The organism is Candidatus Saccharimonadales bacterium, from assembly GCA_035480635.1.
Taxonomy (GTDB): Bacteria; Patescibacteriota; Saccharimonadia; order UBA4664; family DATIHN01; genus DATIHN01.
The window spans coordinates 1-16,533 of record DATIHN010000003.1 but is presented as its reverse complement, the minus strand read 5'-3'; the positions used below and the strand labels follow the sequence as shown (position 1 = coordinate 16,533).

15 protein-coding genes are annotated in these 16,533 nt (G+C 51.2%); 4 read left to right on the top strand and 11 right to left on the bottom strand.

Going from position 1 to position 16,533, the window contains the following annotated elements:
- The first annotated feature begins 970 nt into the window (after positions 1-970).
- Complete coding sequence (locus VLE72_00255; protein HSX14332.1) at positions 971-1,855, top strand: DHH family phosphoesterase; 885 nt, start codon at positions 971-973, stop codon at positions 1,853-1,855.
- On the opposite strand, the gene holA is transcribed toward VLE72_00255, so the two are convergent.
- Together holA and mutM are read right to left on the bottom strand one after the other, a co-directional pair.
- Positions 1,845-2,777, bottom strand: coding sequence for a DNA polymerase III subunit delta (gene holA / locus VLE72_00250; protein ID HSX14331.1), 933 nt, complete (start codon positions 2,775-2,777; stop codon positions 1,845-1,847). The genes VLE72_00255 and holA overlap by 11 nt on opposite strands.
- Positions 2,778-2,784: 7 nt before the next feature.
- Positions 2,785-3,660 (bottom strand): bifunctional DNA-formamidopyrimidine glycosylase/DNA-(apurinic or apyrimidinic site) lyase, encoded by an 876-nt coding sequence (gene mutM, locus VLE72_00245; GenBank protein HSX14330.1) that lies wholly within the window; start codon positions 3,658-3,660, stop codon positions 2,785-2,787.
- 74 nt (positions 3,661-3,734) lie between these two features.
- Between mutM and purF the strand changes: the two genes are divergently transcribed.
- Positions 3,735-5,156, top strand: a complete 1,422-nt coding sequence (gene purF / locus VLE72_00240) for an amidophosphoribosyltransferase (protein ID HSX14329.1) — start codon at positions 3,735-3,737, stop codon at positions 5,154-5,156.
- Here purF and VLE72_00235 read toward each other — a convergent pair.
- The 3 genes from VLE72_00235 to polA all read right to left on the bottom strand — a co-directional run bounded on the left by VLE72_00235 (position 5,153) and on the right by polA (position 9,212).
- On the bottom strand, positions 5,153-5,866 hold the full coding sequence (locus VLE72_00235; GenBank protein ID HSX14328.1) for an NUDIX hydrolase: 714 nt from the start codon (positions 5,864-5,866) through the stop codon (positions 5,153-5,155). The genes purF and VLE72_00235 overlap by 4 nt on opposite strands.
- Before the next feature lie 71 nt (positions 5,867-5,937).
- Positions 5,938-6,273, bottom strand: a complete 336-nt coding sequence (locus tag VLE72_00230) for a hypothetical protein (protein HSX14327.1) — start codon at positions 6,271-6,273, stop codon at positions 5,938-5,940.
- Between the two features lie 218 nt (positions 6,274-6,491).
- Complete coding sequence (polA, locus tag VLE72_00225; GenBank protein HSX14326.1) at positions 6,492-9,212, bottom strand: DNA polymerase I; 2,721 nt, start codon at positions 9,210-9,212, stop codon at positions 6,492-6,494.
- A 185-nt stretch (positions 9,213-9,397) separates the two neighbouring features.
- Between polA and VLE72_00220 the strand changes: the two genes are divergently transcribed.
- Positions 9,398-10,141, top strand: a complete 744-nt coding sequence (locus VLE72_00220) for a hypothetical protein (protein HSX14325.1) — start codon at positions 9,398-9,400, stop codon at positions 10,139-10,141.
- Positions 10,142-10,189: 48 nt separating this feature from the next.
- Here the strand turns inward: VLE72_00220 and VLE72_00215 are convergent, their stop codons facing one another.
- From VLE72_00215 to dnaG, 4 genes are all read right to left on the bottom strand, one after another.
- Positions 10,190-10,819 (bottom strand): hypothetical protein, encoded by a 630-nt coding sequence (locus tag VLE72_00215; protein HSX14324.1) that lies wholly within the window; start codon positions 10,817-10,819, stop codon positions 10,190-10,192.
- 298 nt (positions 10,820-11,117) lie between these two features.
- Positions 11,118-11,657: a hypothetical protein gene (locus tag VLE72_00210; GenBank protein ID HSX14323.1), complete on the bottom strand. Its 540-nt coding sequence runs from the start codon at positions 11,655-11,657 to the stop codon at positions 11,118-11,120.
- 210 nt (positions 11,658-11,867) lie between these two features.
- A complete protein-coding gene (rpoD, locus tag VLE72_00205) occupies positions 11,868-12,980 on the bottom strand; it encodes an RNA polymerase sigma factor RpoD (protein HSX14322.1) in 1,113 nt (370 codons plus the stop codon).
- Complete coding sequence (dnaG, locus tag VLE72_00200; protein HSX14321.1) at positions 12,980-14,710, bottom strand: DNA primase; 1,731 nt, start codon at positions 14,708-14,710, stop codon at positions 12,980-12,982. Before dnaG ends, rpoD begins: the two co-directional genes overlap by 1 nt.
- A 102-nt stretch (positions 14,711-14,812) precedes the next feature.
- On the opposite strand from dnaG, the gene VLE72_00195 reads away from it, so the two are divergent.
- Positions 14,813-15,169 carry a hypothetical protein gene (locus tag VLE72_00195; GenBank protein HSX14320.1) on the top strand — a complete coding sequence of 119 codons (357 nt, stop codon included), beginning with the start codon at positions 14,813-14,815 and terminating at the stop codon, positions 15,167-15,169.
- A gap of 96 nt (positions 15,170-15,265) precedes the next feature.
- On the opposite strand, the gene VLE72_00190 is transcribed toward VLE72_00195, so the two are convergent.
- Complete coding sequence (locus VLE72_00190; protein HSX14319.1) at positions 15,266-15,856, bottom strand: alpha/beta fold hydrolase; 591 nt, start codon at positions 15,854-15,856, stop codon at positions 15,266-15,268.
- Positions 15,816-16,533, bottom strand: a 718-nt coding sequence (locus tag VLE72_00185; GenBank protein ID HSX14318.1) for a hypothetical protein, incomplete at its 5' end; no start/stop codon positions are given. The genes VLE72_00185 and VLE72_00190, both read right to left, overlap by 41 nt.

Genomic DNA, 16,533 nt, shown 5'->3' with positions numbered 1-16,533 from the left:
GATTTAATAATCGGCATAACTAAGTGACTATAGCGGAAAGTTCTCGGTTTGTAAAGCTATAAAAAGTGATGGCCCGGAGCGGTTTTACCCGCTCCGGGCCCGAGACTTGCGACTTGTGCTTCCCAGATGTCGTGTCTGGACAAGTCCGTTAGAGTTCGATTACACCATCGCTTGGCCCATCGGCCGACGCGCGGACGAACCCCTGCGACCTTCGAGTCCCCCCGAAGACTCGCTGGTGAGTTTTGTTCGAGCCTCCACTCTAGACCATGATGTTGTGCTTCCAAGTCCATGGCCAGCTTGGTTTGTTGGTACGAAGCCGTGGTAGCAGGGGCGAGGCGATTCTTTCGATCGCTCGTGTACCCCACTGGACTTCATCGCCCCAAGAGAGGCGATTTCAAAGTTTCGCCGGCCGGTCTTACTGGAAAACCGGCGGCGAGGTGGTGTGGAAGGTGAACTTCCGCACACGCACTCCCCTCTGGTCGTAGTGACCGCTTGGCTTTGTTAGCCGAGTTTTGAAACCATCTCGGGCCTGCCAGGCCAGTCAAGGTGGCAGGTCGCCCCAAAATCGGCTTACCACGGCACCGAATCGATACTTTCGATCGTTCGGCTAAACCCGCTTGGGCCCGAAACACACAGTCTCGCTTACGGAACACGTGGTTCCGCTTTTAAGGTGCTTATGCACCGTGGCGTGATTCGTGCTGGGCCCTGAACCCAGCCGTAACCAGTCCCGGTACCTGTCCGTTCCTTGGGGCCCAGGCGTCCAGTTTCGACAAAGTGTCGACACGAACGCCACAGAACCTCAGGTAGATTTGCGCGGTCAGGGTTCACCTCCTACTCGGAAGTTGGCCAAACTATACTCCCCCAGTGTTAATTATGTCAACCCTTGCGAACAAAATGCGAACAAAGTGCTTATGCTCTATTGACAATTAATCAATAACTTGTTATATTAATTGATCGTTTAGGAATATTTATGGATCTAACCCCCAAACAACAAACTTCAGAGGCCATTCGCCAAGCCGAGAGCATTCTAATTGTGACCGGCCAAAACCCCACCATCGACCAAGTCGTGGCCGTGGTTGGGTTGGCTAGTGTGTTGCGCAAGTTTGGCAAAAAAGTCAGTGCCGTTATTAGCGACCCTGTGCCGTCTAGGCTTAGTTTCCTGGAAACCGATCAACCTGATCGGACCATGAACGGCCTGCGCGATTTTATCTTAAAAGTTGATCTCAAAAAGTCGGAAGTTGATAAGCTGAAATACACAGTTGAAGACCAAAAGCTCAACATCCACATTACGCCCTTCAAAGGCGCCTTTGCTCCGAGCGATGTGACCTTTGCCTATGGCACTTATCACTTCGATATCATTATTGTTCTGGGTGTGCCCAGCCGCAACCGGATTGATCGCGTCTTCGATAAAGCCCCTGAGATGTTGGACGAAACGCCCATCATTAATATTGATTTCCACCGCGTCAATGAAAATTACGGGGCGGTTAACCTAATTGATAGCTACGCTGCCAGCCTCTGCGAAATTCTAGTGGCTCTCGCCGAATCTCTGCAAACCGGTTTGATTGATGAACCGATTGCTACAGCCTGGCTAGCCGGCATTATGGCAAGCACCGATCGCTTCACCGCCACTCACACTACCGCTAAGGCTCTAACGGTAGCCGCTCAGTTGATGGCAGCCGGGGCTAAACAGCAACAAATCGTCAAATCACTCTATAAATCAGGTGGCGATGGCAGGACTAGCCAATCCCAACCTCAGCCCAAAGCCGCAGAACCTGCACCCAAACCTGTTGAAAAGGCCTTAGAAGCCGACGTCGCTAGCGACGTGCCGGCCGCTGAATCAAATTCTAGTAATTAACTCCGGCGACTTCGTAGATCAAAAGTTCCACTAACTCCTGGGGGCTAGCGGCCCCGGTTTTGATTTTATATTCAGTATCAACTGAGAGCAAAAAGGCCTGCCGCAATTGATCTTCCTCAAAGCTACCCTGTCGGGCTGCGGCTTTTTGGGCCGCATAGGGTGAAATACCGGCTTCTTTGGCCAGCTGCGATGGCGGCATTGGCCCGGCCGTTTTAGCCAGTAGCAAATTACGTAATTGCCAAATAATCATCGAGAGCACGTACATTTCGCTAGCACCGCTAGCTAATATGTCTTGATACCGGCGCAGGGCCTGGCTGGTTTGACCTGATGCCACAGCCTCAATTAATTCAAAGATGTTGTCGTCTTTGGCTTGCTCTACCATGGTCTCAACATCACTGCGGCCGACCGCTGTGTGATAACTAACCAGCTTCATTAACTCTTGCTCCAACCGCCACTGGTCATCCCCTACCCGATTGACCAGTTCGGTCGCCGCGCTGCGATCAATTTCGCCCCCTAATTCCCTGGCTTTGGTTGTTACCCAAGCTACCAGTTGCGAGTGGTCGAGCAGCTTAAATTCTTGGTCATTGGTTTTAGCCTTGAGAGTTTTATAATAGTGAGTCCGCCGATCGACTTCTTTTTCGTAAAACACCACTACCGTAGTATCTGGCACATCGCTAATAATGCTCTCGATTTCATCGGCCGCTTTTTTGTTGGACGATAAATATTCGACGATCGCTAGTCGGCTGGATGACAAAAACGGTACAGCTCTAAGTGCCGCCCGCAATTCTTTGGCTCCAACGCTGCTGCCATCAATTCGTTCCAAGCCAAGGTCGCTGCCAGTTTTCTTTAGGTAAGTGGCAACCATTTCTTGGAGTTTGCGTCTAGAGGCGTAACTATTGGGGCCATGAAAGAAAAAGATCATGGATCAATTATACCTTTGGAGCCTTTTGGCACTTGGGGCAAACGTGGGTGCCGCGGCCAGCTACCCGGATTTTAATGATAGTGGTAGCGCAAACCGGGCAGGGCTGTCCGGTCCGGCGAAAAACGCGAGCGTGATCAAGGTAGTCGCCCTTGCCACCCAAGGCGTTAACGTAATGAGCAAAACTGGTCCCACCATGTTCTATGCCGGATGCGATAATGGTTTTAATGGCTTCGAACAGGCGTTTGATTTGGGCCGGTGTTAGATTGCCGGCTTTGGTGGCCGGATGGATTTTAGCCAAATGTAGAGCCTCGTCGGCGTAAATGTTCCCGATGCCAGCAACCGTCGATTGATCGAGAATTACAGCCTTGATGGGCGATTTGGGATGGCGCTTTAGGGCGGCTTTAAAACTGGGTAGCGTAAAGTCGGTACCAAGTGGCTCGGGACCCAACCGACTAATAAAATTATGGCTAGAAATTTCAGCCGTTGGCACAATTTGAATCCAACCAAATTTGCGCTGATCGTTAAAGAACAGGCAATCCCCACTGGCAAAACCAAAGATTATTCTGGTACTGCCATCGGGCAGTTCGGCCGCCATGCTCTTGGTTGGATGCCCGCCAGCCAGTCGCTGGCCGCTAGCTTCAACCAACACCATTTGGCCCGTCATCTTCAAATGAACCAACAGACTCAAATGATTTGATAATTCGATGATGAGGATTTTGGCCTGACGGCCTAGGCCCGTGATTTTATGACCAATTATTGAACTAGAAACTTGTTCAAGCGTAAGCGTTTTGGAATGGAGAATCTCGACCGAAGTAATGGTTTGGCCAATCAGTCTCGGCTCGAGCCCTATTCGAATGGTTTCGACCTCTGGTAATTCTGGCATTAGGGTCAGCTTAACAAATTTTTTGCGTCCAAGTGAGCATAAGCTGTATTATGAGAATGATAGCGGAGGGGCGCGTGCAAGATTCATTTGGTGGGTTATTAGAACCAAGCGATCGCCTGGGCGAAAAATGCGGCGTAATTGCGGCAGCCAGCGCCAGTGGCGAAGCTGCTCGCATCGTTTACTACGGCTTGTGGGCCTTGCAGCATCGCGGGCAGGAAAGTTCGGGAATTACGGCTAGCGATAGCCGGTCTTTGTATCACCACTCTGGTATTGGCTTGGTTTCGCAAGCCTATCGCGAAGACGATTTGGCCAAACTGCCAGGAACACTTGCCATCGGCCATAATCGCTACTCCACTTCTGGCGAAAAGGACCTGACCCAACCAATTCTGCGCTCCAAGGCTGGCTTTGCCCTAGCCCATAATGGCAACCTCCCATCTGTAGCCGCCTTGCAGGCTTTTTTGGTTGATCGAGGCATCAATATCCGTGGGCATAATGATTCCGAATTGATGGCTGATTCAATAGAATACTACCTCTCGGAGGGTCATGATCTAGCCTCGGCCGTGCGCGCGTCCTATCCCCTCTTTACGGGGGCTTTTTCGTGCGTGGCCGTGGCACCTGGTCAAATTGTGGCCTTTCGCGATCCCATGGGCATCAGACCTCTGGCCCTGGGCAAGCTAAGTGATGGTTTTGTGGTAGCTAGCGAAAGTTGCGCCTTTGATACTATTGGCGCCGGTTTCCTGCGCGAGGTTGCTCCGGGTGAAATGATTATGATTAATAAAGACGGCTATGACTCTGATCAGTTGGTCGAGGGCCAGCAGCGCCTGGATATCTTCGAGCTGGTATATTTTGCCAGACCCGACAGTTTGATCCTGGGCAAGCGGGTCAATGAGGTCCGTCGACGCATGGGTATCAATCTGGCCCGAGAAGTCAAAGTTAAAGCCGATGTTATCATCCCGGTACCGGATTCGGCTATTCCGGCGGCCTTGGGCATTGCCGCCGAAACCGGTATCCCCTTTGACCATGGATTAATCAAAAACCGCTACATCCACCGCACCTTTATCCGCCCGGCCCAGAGCCAGCGGGAGCGCGATCTGCAAATGAAGCTCAATCCTCTACCAGAAGCTATAATGGGCCGCTCCGTTGCCGTCGTCGATGATTCGATCGTCCGCGGTACTACCACCAAAAAGCTGGTCCAGATGCTCTATGGCGCCGGGGCTCGCGAGGTTCACGTGCTAATTAGCTCGCCGCCAGTCCGCTACCCCGACTTTTACGGCATTGATACGCCCAAACAATCGGAATTAATTGCCGCCAACCACACGATCGAGGAAGTTTGCCAGATCATTGGCGCCGATTCCCTAAATTTCTTATCCTACGATGGCATGATAAATGCAACGGGCTTGCCGGTGACAAAATTCTCAACAGCCTGTTTTAACGGCGAATATCCGATCGATATTTTGGAACGAACCAAGGAAGTTAGGCGCCCAGTAGCGGTTTAGAACTCCTCTGATGAGTAAAAGTGGTGCTCCTCCACAAAGGTATTGAGCTTGCCTTCAACCATCTCCAGCTCGGTTTCAAAGCTGGAATAGCGCTTGGGGTATTTGCGTGCCTCTTCAAGGCTCATCCAGCTGTTTTCCCCGCCCTCGAACTTTTCGATTAATTTACCTCTGTGGTTGATACAGCGAACCACGAAGAACATCTTATCTTCGATCTTTTCGTCGGTGCCTTCAATCGTGGTGTGTTCGTGATACAGGCCGCGAATTTCGTATTCGGCTTCCAACCCAGTTTCTTCCATTAACTCCCTAGCTGCGGTCTGGGCGATGGTTTCGCCCCAAGTAATCTTGCCGGTCGGAAAGCCGAGATAGCCGTAGTAGGGATTCTTGGTGCGTTTTTGAAACAACAGCTGACGCTGGCCCTTATGTTCTCTCTCAACTCCTAAAAGCACCGCCACCTTGGGCTGCCTCTCGATGGTTTTGCGGTCGGTATCAAGCTTATTGGCGTATTCCTTGCCTTTGATAGTCAATTTATAACGGCCTCGACCGACCTTCTCCACCATTCCTAGCTCCACCAAACGACTGATGTGGAAGTTAAAGTGATCACTGGTTAGCCCCGTCGGCTTTTGCAGCTCGGCATAGCCGGCATCGCGCACAAACAACAACTCGCGCAGTATGCTGGTTTGAGCATCATGAATCTTTACTTCTAGGGTCATTCTCATCCCCTTCACTTAACCTTAATGGTCAGCCTAGGGCAAGCCTGAGCGTAAATCTAGTAAAGTCGAGTTTAGTTAATCGCGACGTAGAGCAGGCTTATGATTACTGCGAGATGAAAGCAGCTAACATAGCCGGCCTGGACCGCTAGAAATCTGTTAGTTTTCTGGGTTTTAAAGCCAAGTGGTATAAAGCCGACCATCACCAAGGCTATACAATAGACCACAAAGCGAATAGATGCTGGCAATACCGGCGAGTTGGCCACCATCCAGAGTAATGGGATGAGCAGTACCGCTTCGGTGATTGCCACATAATGATGAATCAAACCCGTAATACCATTTAACTCGGTGTCAAAGGGCACCCAGGCGGTTATGAGCTGCAATCCAATAGCTATGTAAGATAGCGTCATAAATAGAGGGTTGAGTTGTAAATTTGGGACAAACCAATTCATGAGAAAGTATAAAAATATTAGTCCAGATACTGATAGCCCGAAGGCATAGATTAGAGCTGTCCGTTTACTCGAAACCGCTAGTTGGCTCAGAGTTGGGTATGGCAAGTGATTGGTTTTTGAATAAATGTATGCCATCACACCCCAGAACAATATGATGGCCGCGAGGCCGGCAATCACTAAAGCTCACCCCAGTCTTTACCAATCGAGGTATCGACTTCAATCGGGACACCGAGATCGTAGACTTTTTCCATGACGTCCTTCATCAGTTTGGCGACGGCTTCAGCCTTAGCCTCAGGCGCTTCCACGATCAATTCGTCGTGAATTTGCAGGAGCAGTTTGGAATCATCGCCCAGTTTAGGGTAGAGCTCAATCATGGCTAGTTTCATAATATCGGCTTGGGAGCCTTGGATCGGCACATTGATAGCCATGCGCTCGGCGGCGGATGAGATTTGGAAGTTGTTGGAATTGATTTCCGATAGAGGCCGGCGGCGGCCCAGCAAAGTTTCGGCATATTCGTTCTTGCGAGTATCGACTTTGATTTTTTCGACGAACTTGGCTAGTCCCGGCCGCAAATCGTAATAGCGTTTGATGAACTCAGCGGCTTCCTCGCGAGTCATGCCAGTTCCAACCGAGAGACCGTGGGCACTCATGCCGTAGAGTACGCCGAAGTTGACGGTTTTGGCGTTATAGCGCTGGTCCTTGGTGACTTTGTCGTAAGCCACGCCGTAGAGTTCGGCGGCGGTTTGCTGATGAATGTCGACGCCGTCTTTGAGGGCTTTGATCATAGCCTTGTCGCCCGAGAGTGCCGCTGCAATGCGTAGTTCGAATTGAGAATAGTCGGCCGAAATCAGCGCGCGGCCCTTGGGCGCCACAAAGGCCTTGCGAATCTCGCGACCAAGCTCGGTCCGTACCGGGATGTTTTGCAGATTGGGGTTGTTGGAACTAAGCCGTCCGGTTTGAGCAATCGTCTGGCTAAAGCTAGTGTGAATACGGTGATCAACTGGACTAATCATTTTAGGCAGAGCATCAACGTAGGTGTTTTTGAGCTTAACTAACTCACGATATTGCAATATCAGCTCAATAATCGGGTGAGCATCCTTCATCTTCTCCAGCTCGCTAGCGGCCGTAGACAGGCCGGTTTTGCCTTTCTTGATGACGCCAACCTCAGATTTAATCGCTAGTTTTTCGTACAAAATGCGACCGAGCTGAGCCGGTGAAGCGATATTGAAGTGCTCACCAGCTTGCTTCCAAATATCGGCTTCGAGTTTGAGAATTTTAGCGCTAATGTCTTTGTTAAAGGCGCTGAGGAACTTCTCGTCCAATTCGATTCCAGCTAGCTCCATTTCGGCCAGCACCGCAATCAGCGGCCACTCGGTTTCTTCGGCCAGTTTCTTGAGCTTGGTTTTGGCTAGCTGGGGCGCCATTTTGGCATACAGGCGCCAGGTGATATCGGCGTCTTCGCTGGCATAGGTGGTGGCATCTTCAATGGCTACGAAATTAAAAGTTGATTGGCCTTTGCCACGTTTGCCAATCATTTCTTCGATCGGAATCATCTCAATGCCAAATTCGCTATAGGCCAGATCATCGAGGGTGCGCGAGCGGGCCAACGGGTTGAGTAGGAACGAAGCCACCATGGTATCAAAGGCGATGCCCGCCATTTTAACTCCGGCGCCACTCATGATTTCGTAATCAAACTTGATGTTGTGGCCGGCTTTCGCGATCTTAGGATCAGCCAAAATTGGCCCAAGTACAGCCAGGGCCTCTTTAATGGACAGTTGCTTGCCGGCACTGTGCCCCACCGGGACATAATAGGCCTCGCCCTCCTTCCAGCTGAAGCTCATCCCGACTAGCTTGGCTTGCATCACGTCGAGGCTATCGGTTTCGGTATCGAAGGCAAAGATTTTTTGCTTGCTCAAATCAGCCGCTAATTTAGATAACTTCTTAGAATCATCGATGCAGAAGTATTTGGCTTTGCCCAGATGTGCTCGATCGGGGGCTTTCGGCTCGGGATCAAATAGCGATGGTGAATTGGAGACTTCGGCTGGCAGTTTATCGAGCAGCGATTTAAAGTCCAACTCGCGAAAGAGGGCGTGAATGGCTTGGCGGTTGTAGTGGCCCAGTTCGGCGCTTTTTAGATCCAGCGTCAGCTTCATATCGCAGACGATTTGGGAGAGTTCCTGTGATAAATAGGCCATCTCTTTATCATCCTTCAGGAGTTGGGCGGTTCTGCCACCGATTTTATCCAAGTGTTTATAGACACCATCAAGACTGTCGTATTTGGCGATTAGGGTGGTAGCGGTCTTTTCGCCAATCCCCTTCACCCCTGGAATGTTATCGCTGGCGTCGCCTTTGAGGGCTTTTAGATCAACGAACTGCTCGGGTGTAACGCCATAGCGTTCTATGACAGCCTCGGCATCATAGATCACAGTATCAGTGATGCCCTTGCGCATAGTGTAAACCTTGGTGTGATCATCGATTAGCTGCAATTCGTCCAGATCACCAGTGACGATAATGGTTTCAAGTTTGCCGGCTTTGGCGGCTAGGGTGCCAATGATGTCATCGGCTTCATAATTTTCGACTTCGATGAAAGGCAAGCCCATGGCTTTAACCACTTCACGAGTCGCCGGGATTTGTTCATAAAGATCATCGGGTTGTTTGACGCGGTTGGCCTTGTACTCTTTATACATATCTTTGCGGAAGGTTTTGCTGGATTTATCCCAAGCCACAATGGCATAGGTTGGTTTGAGATCGCTCAAGACTTTGAGCAGCATCATGGTAAAACCGTAAACCGCGTTAGTCGGCTCGCCTTTAGAATTGGTCAAGTGTGGAATAGCATGATAGGCCCGGTGAAAGACCGCACTACCGTCAACTAAGACTAATTTATCTTTTTTAGCCATACGATTAGTATACCTGATTCTCGGGGCAGCCTAGGCATGCGGAGCAAATTTTAGTACCATAATGATAGTTGAATACAACCGCTTCGGCGGTGGATGGATGGGAGGTACTCGATCAGGCACGAGTCTAAGACTGGTGCTCTTTTAGTACCGCTATCTACCTTGAAAAACCGACGTCAGGAGCAAAATTGCCAGGCTATCTGCAAATGGAAGAACTCATCAGCATGATTGATGAGACCAGGCGGGCACTGTATTGTCAGATTTTGGCTGACCACAGTCCCCTCTTTCGCCAAGCGGCCGGATCTTCCCACAACCACCAGGCCTGGCCGGGTGGATACTGGGATCATGTCACCGAGGTCATGAACTTGGCGGTGATTCTGTTCAAAACGCTCAACAATGCCCGGGCACTGCAGTTCAGTCTGAGCGCGGCACTGGAGGTACTCTTTCTCCATGACATCGAAAAGCCATGGCGCGGGTATTTGGATGCTGAAGGCAAGTTCGTTCTGAACCCAGACCTAGCCGGTAAAGCTGCTCGGAAGGAGTTCCGCGATCGCAAGCTGGAAGAATACGGCATCCAACTGAACACCCGTCAATTGAACGCCCTGCGCTACGTGGAGGGAGAGTTGGATGATTACTCCCCCGGGCGATGCACTCAGTGGCCGCTTGGAGCCTTCTGCCATATGTGTGATAACACTAGTGCCAGACTCTGGCCTACCTTCCCGCTGCCCGGCAACGACCCATGGAAAGGTGCTGGTCGCACAACCGACACCAGTGAGTACATGCGAGAGTACTACTCACTCTACCTGAACAGCCCCTGTCCAGATTGCGGTTCGCTTGATCAAGAGGTCCGCAATTACGACGCGATGTGGCACGATGGAGATGTTCACTGCCGAAACTGTGGTGCGCGGGTTCGATCTTTTGACGCCGGATAATAATTCAAAGGTTTAGGCCCGGAGGAAATCCCTCCGGGCCCATTACATTTAGGCGCCGTAATAGGGGGCACAGCCCCATGCGCCAGTCGCCGTTCCGTGATTCCAGGTCTTCCAACGCTCAGCCACTACTAGCTGCTGCTCGCGGCTGGCTAGACCGGGTAGCTCGGGATATCGGAACTGGGCGACCAGATCGCTCCATCGCCTTTCGCCGCTGGGCGTCAGACCATGAACGAAGGCCTTGTACCCACGATTGTTCATACCAAGGCCGCCGCCAAAGATCAGCCCTTGGAAGTGCCAATTGCCCTGCTCCTCACACCTGGCCACGCCATCCCATGGCGATGGGCCCTTGAGACTTTCGAGCAGTTGGTGGTTTTGAACCTCGGGGTTGGCCGCCCACAGCCAAATCTGGACCTGCTGGGTTTTGTAACGCTGAGCGGCGGCGTTGGCCACAGCCATGACGTTAACAGGTTGGACTTGTGGGGCGGATTCGGTTGTAGCAGCCGGCTTAGTTTCGACACTCAGTCCCCGGCTTTGGGGCGAATGCAGGAACAATACCGACATTACAAGGAACGCCAGGCCAAGGCCCAGGGCTCCAAACTTCAGTCCGCTGGTCGCGGACCGCGCAAGTACGGCTGTACTCGATGATTGCCGCATCTTGGCCTTTTCTGCTCGGAACATAGTTCCTCCTAGGCAGGTATGGGATGCGGTCAATCGCCTTGCCAGTCTACTCGCGAAGCGTCTTACATCGTCATGATGCGCTTCGGGCCCTCAGGGGACCTTACGAGGTGCAGACGATCAACCAAGTTCGTTTTGGGGAGTAGGTGCGGTTTGAAGACTCCTTTGTTCGACCTGATACGTACAATCCCGATCATAGTAACAAATGATTTGGGCTTATGCAAGCCTTAATCGTAATTGACACTTTTAACGCTAAGCGCTTTATAAAAGATTTAAGCCCGCAAGTTGTTAAACTCACGGGCTATTGGCCGAAATACTTCCAAATAACTACTTCGGTCAGGCTGTAGGTTGAGCGATGCCGTACGACATATAGAACGGAAACATCTCTCAGCACCCTCTCAACAAGATAGGCTGGCAGTGCGATCCCATGCTCGTTGCTGGTTTTTGTTTCGACCGAAATCGCATCAGCATCAGGCTCGGTTACCCCGGCTTGATGCAAGCGAAGCATGGCATCAAAAACGACTTGAATCATGCTTCGTTTCGAGTAGCCTTGCCAGAAGAGCTCTGACTTGCCATATGGGTCCCTGGCTAAACCGCGCCGCCAGCGTTCAGCCGGCGTCAGGTGGTATGCGGTACCAAATCCCGAACCATCAGACTCGATCCGGCCCTGCTTCCTCAGCTCAACCAGTGCTCTACTGATTTGGCGGTGCCCCGGAGCTTTTGATCCGAGAATTCGCTCTATGTACGCCTCCAAGAAATGAAACCTGGTTCTTGGATCTGCCTTCCTCTCCTGATCGGCAATCGCATCGAGCACTAGCTCTTTAATTTCACGGTTCTCCACGAAGTTCCCTTCGTCGGCATGGTACAAATCAAAGCAGTAATCCGCTCCAGATACAAGCTTAACCAAAAACAGCCCTTTCGGGCTGCTTTGGCTGTCATCTCGAGCCTAGTCGAGAGATCTGTTTGTGGTTCTCAAATAGATTCCTCCACTTCGGTCGGAATGACAAGGAGATTGCCACGATCGACAAGGCGATCTCGTAATGACAATCGTTTAACGTAAATAGTCTTTGAGCTTTTTGGATTCTCGATGCTTGCGTAATTTAGCTAAGGCCTTGGCTTCGATCTGCCGAATGCGTTCGCGGGTAACGCCGAACTCTTGGCCGACTTCTTCCAATGTGTGACTGCGGCCGTCTTCTAGCCCAAAGCGCATGCGTAGGATTTTTTGTTCGCGAGGTGTTAAGAGCGCCAAAACTTCATTGATTTGCTCCTTGAGCAGCTGCTCGGTAGCGTTTTCCAGAGGGGTCTTTTGGTCTTCGTCCTCGATGAAATCACCAAGCCTTGAGTCTTCCTCCTCCCCCACTGGGGCTTCTAACGAAACAATGTCTTGCTTGATTTTTAAGATGTGATTGACCTTTTCAACTTCCATTTCCATCTCAGCCGCAATTTCTTCCGGCAGTGGTTCACGGCCCAATTCTTGGACCAGGCGGCGTTGGGTGCGAATCAATTTGTTGATGGTTTCAACCATGTGGACCGGGATGCGAATGGTGCGGGCCTGATCGGCAATGGCACGGGTGATGGCCTGTCGGATCCACCAGGTGGCGTAGGTCGAAAATTTGTAACCTTTGGTGTAGTCGAACTTCTCAACGGCGCGTAATAGCCCCGTGTTACCTTCTTGAATTAGATCGAGCAAGTCCAGCCCGCGGCCAATATATTTTTTGGCGATACTAACCACCAAACGCATGTTGGCTTCGGCCATTTGATCCTTGGCGGTTTTATCACCAGCCTCGATGCGTTTAGCCAGCATGACTTCCTCTTCACCAGTTAGCAGCGGGATTTTGCCGATTTCGCGCAGGTACAGGCGCACGGAGTCATCGGCGATGTCTTTGATGTAGTCATCATTGCTTTCTTTAACTTCCTCTTCAACATCCGGCGTATCCCAGATCAAGCGGTCTTTCTGGTCGGTGACATCAATACTGTTTTCGGTTAGAGCTGAATAAAGATCGTCAAGTTCTTCCAGATTGTCTTCCACATCCGGAATCGCCGCCGAAATTTCCTGCTGGGTAACGTAGCCTTGCTCCTTGCCTTTGGCAATTAGGCGTTCGATTTCGGGCGAATAAGTGTGTTCTTCCTCCTCTGGCTTGGGGGCGGGTGCTTTCCTAGGCACTATAATTCCTCCGTCATTAGGGCTTGAAATTGACGTGTTAGCGTGCGCACAAGCTCCGCGTTGCCGGTTTGCTCGGCCTCACGTAGCTGTTTGGATACTTCAATTTTTTGCCGTTTATTAGAGCCGATTCGCAGATTTCTAACCAGCGTGAAAGCCTCCAAGCTGCAATCTGCAGGTGCGAGATCAGCGTATTCCTGCTCGCCCTTTAATTCCAAGATTTTAACATAATCGGCCTGCTCGGGCAATAGCTTAATCAGGGCCTCTCCACCACCAGATTTACCCAACTTTTTTAGTCCCGCTAGGATTTCTTGGTGCTCCGGTTGAACAAAGTCTTGATTCTCTAAATCGTCCAAGCTCATGCGCACCCGCGGGTGAGCTAAATTTATGGCCAGCACCGCCACTTCCAGTGCCGTTTGGGCGTCAATTGGTTTGGTTTTGATGGCAGCCTCGGCCGGCTCTAAGGCGCTCGCAGGCGACTGATCGACCTTTTGCTTGACGCTCTCAAGCGAGGTACCAACCCGCTCAGCCAGTAATTTGAGGTAGTGTTCGCGCTCGACGGGATCTGAAAGGCGCCTGAGGTTAGCGGCCAGGCGATCGCTGTACTGACGCTTGCCAACGGCACTGGTTAGATCGTATTCGCGGGCCAAGCGGTCGAAGAGGTAGTCGATAGCGTATTTAGCGCTTTTGATAGCACTAGCCCAAAGATCAGGGCTCTTGGCAATTAGTTCGTCCGGGTCTTTAGCGCTAAACTCGATGACTTTCAAGGTTAAGCCCAGTTGTTGAGCCAGTTCAATGGCCCGCTCAGTGGCTTTAATACCGGCCACATCTTGATCAAAGGCCAGAGCCACGTTTTTACTAAAGTGGCTCAAGGCTTTGAGCTGATCGCTGGTTAGCGCCGTCCCGCTAGCTGCCACCACGTTGCGGATACCAGCCTGATGGCTAGCCACCACATCCATGTTGCCTTCGACAAGCACGGCCAAATCAGCCTCCCTAATGGCCTCTTTGGCCAGATGCAAGCCATAGACGCTGCGGCCCTTATCGTAAATCAGAGTTTGTTGCGAGTTGTAGTATTTGGGGTTTTTGGCTGGATCCAAAACCCGGCCCGTGAAAGCCACAACCTTGCCGCTAGCGTCTGATATCGGGAACATGATGCGACCTCTAAACAGGTCATAAATGCTATCGTCGCGCGAACTTGTGCCAGCCAAACTACCCTTGGTCAGCTCGTCTTTGGTGAAGCCCCGGCTGATTAGGAATTTGGATAAGGCCTCATAATTCTCTGGTGCGTAGCCAATCTGGAAATCATTAATGCTAGACTTATTCAGCCTGCGATCTTTAATCAAGTAATTAAAGGCACTTTTATTCTTCACCAGTGTAGCCTGGTAGTATTTGGCCGCCAGCTGGTGAGCTTCGCTGAGGCGCTTTTTGAGTTTAGTAATTTCGGGCGAACCTCGTTGCTTTAATTCAACGCCGGCTCGTTCGGCCAATTTTTCCAGAGCCGGGCGAAACTCCAATCCGTCCATCATCATGACGAACTTGAAGATATCGCCGCCTTGCCCGCAGCCAAAACAGTGCCAAATGCCCTTTTCGGGGCTAACCATAAAGCTAGCTGTTTTTTCATTATGGAACGGGCAGCTGGCTTTGAGGTTGCGACCAGCCTGCTTGAGAGGCAAATAGCCCCCTACTACTTCGGCGACACCCAGACGATGCTTTACTTCGGCGACCTCATCCATGTGGGTATTGTATCAGATTATCGGATGAAGATATTGACTAAGTACACTAAGTATAGTATAGTTGTCTAGTCACTCTCTCTACTTGTTATGGGAGGAGGTGAAGTGAAAAGGAAACTCAGAATGCGAGAACTACTTGATGAGATTGATTTGTTGTATCTCGAGCTTAACATCGCCGAAGGCGATTGGGCCGTGGTCAAACAACGTCTCAGGCAGGTAGGACTCGATGGGTACCCAGACGTCCAGGTGGAACTAGTTGGTAACCCAGCAGACCGGGATGTCAGTCCAATCGACTGGCTCTTTGCTCCAATTCTGGTAGGCCGTCATGCTCAATTGACGGCACTGGTTGAAGAAGAGCGGAGGCTCGCACAGGTCTTTGCCGGTGACACAATCACCGACGAGATGCTAGGCGAGTTGCGAAAGCGGTTCCCACCCAAGTCGTTGAGGCGCCCTGCCTCCTGATTTGAAAGGAGAAGGGATGAGGGCCCTGATGAAAATCCCCTCTTGAGCGGTCATGCCACGCGTGACCGCTCATTTCATTTTTTAGGGGTGAGGAATCTAATTTTTATAACAGCTCAAGACGGCTTGCAGGGCGCTGGGCAGTTCACTACAGCCATGCAGCCCGGCAAAATGACCTTTGCCAGGATCCAAAATCTCTTCGGCATTTAGCAACTTAGCCATGGCTTTGGTTAGCTCCGGTTTGACCCGCTCATCATCATCGGAATAAATGCAGATGCGTTTGGTAGCAATTTGCTGAATTTTGGCATAATCGAGCGGTGGCACAAACAATGCTGGTGGTTTCCAGCCTTTGAGCTCCACCATGCCAGCGACTAGTACGATTCCGGCAATGCGCACACTGGGCGCCCAGTCGGAAACGGCCCTCAGCACCATAGTACACCCCAAGGAATGTCCAACCAGAACCAGGCCTGGGTCCGGCTGGCCGATAGCTGAGCGAAGCTGGTCCATCCAGACTTTTAGCTCTGGTGATCGTGGTTCAGTAAAGTGTGGGGCTTGGACCTTGATGTCTCGGGCCTCCAGTTCCTGTGCCAGCCAATGGATCCAGCCCTTGGTTGGATCATCGGCCCAACCGTGAACGATGACGACGCGCTTAGAAATTGGACCACTCCAGGTTTGGCTTAAATTTATCAATAATTTTTTGGGTATGGCCGACTGAGAGTTCGGCGTTCGGGCCTTTGGCAAAAGCTGCTAGATCCTCGACCGAATGCGAATCACTGCCCATAACTTCGGCTAATTGATACTTTTCGATCAATCTTCGGAGCATTTCGACTTCCGACGTCACATCACCATCGAAGGTGGTGTTATCGGTACTGGTTTCTAGGCCATCTAATTTGCCGGCTCCCACGGCTTCTTCCAACCTGGCGGCTTTGAAGATTGTGGTGTGGAAGTACCAATGGGCTAGGACTGCTACCCCGCCGGCTTGGTGAATCAAATCAACGCTGTCCTCGAGTGAGAGCAAGGCGGTGTAGGATTCGGCCCGAGGCATGGGTATAAAGCTGGAGGCCTTCATGTAGAGCCGGTAGGGATATTGGACAATGCCCGCCTCCACCATTTGCTCAAACTTAGCTTTGACATCCTCGCTAGTTTTGGCCTGTTCCTTCATTTTGGCTAGTAATTCCTTTTCCAGAGCCAAATTTTCGGGATGTTTTTGAACGGCTTTAACAATGTGCGGGCTGCCAATAATACTATCGCCAGCGGCAGCTTGAACATCGGAGATGCTAATTTTGAAACCGATGGACTGGAGGTGTTCGACCATGTGCTTCATGCGATCAACACGACTCGATTCCAACTTTTGCAGATGTTCGACC

What these genes read in the sequence shown, in the direction of transcription:
- VLE72_00255 (HSX14332.1), top strand. Translation starts at nt 971, where the DNA reads ATGGATCTAACCCCCAAACAACAAACTTCAGAGGCCATTCGCCAAGCC.
- holA (HSX14331.1), bottom strand. Translation starts at nt 2,777, where the DNA reads ATGATCTTTTTCTTTCATGGCCCCAATAGTTACGCCTCTAGACGCAAA.
- mutM (HSX14330.1), bottom strand. Translation starts at nt 3,660, where the DNA reads ATGCCAGAATTACCAGAGGTCGAAACCATTCGAATAGGGCTCGAGCCG.
- VLE72_00235 (HSX14328.1), bottom strand. Translation starts at nt 5,866, where the DNA reads ATGACCCTAGAAGTAAAGATTCATGATGCTCAAACCAGCATACTGCGC.
- VLE72_00230 (HSX14327.1), bottom strand. Translation starts at nt 6,273, where the DNA reads ATGACGCTATCTTACATAGCTATTGGATTGCAGCTCATAACCGCCTGG.
- polA (HSX14326.1), bottom strand. Translation starts at nt 9,212, where the DNA reads ATGGCTAAAAAAGATAAATTAGTCTTAGTTGACGGTAGTGCGGTCTTT.
- VLE72_00215 (HSX14324.1), bottom strand. Translation starts at nt 10,819, where the DNA reads ATGTTCCGAGCAGAAAAGGCCAAGATGCGGCAATCATCGAGTACAGCC.
- dnaG (HSX14321.1), bottom strand. Translation starts at nt 14,710, where the DNA reads ATGGATGAGGTCGCCGAAGTAAAGCATCGTCTGGGTGTCGCCGAAGTA.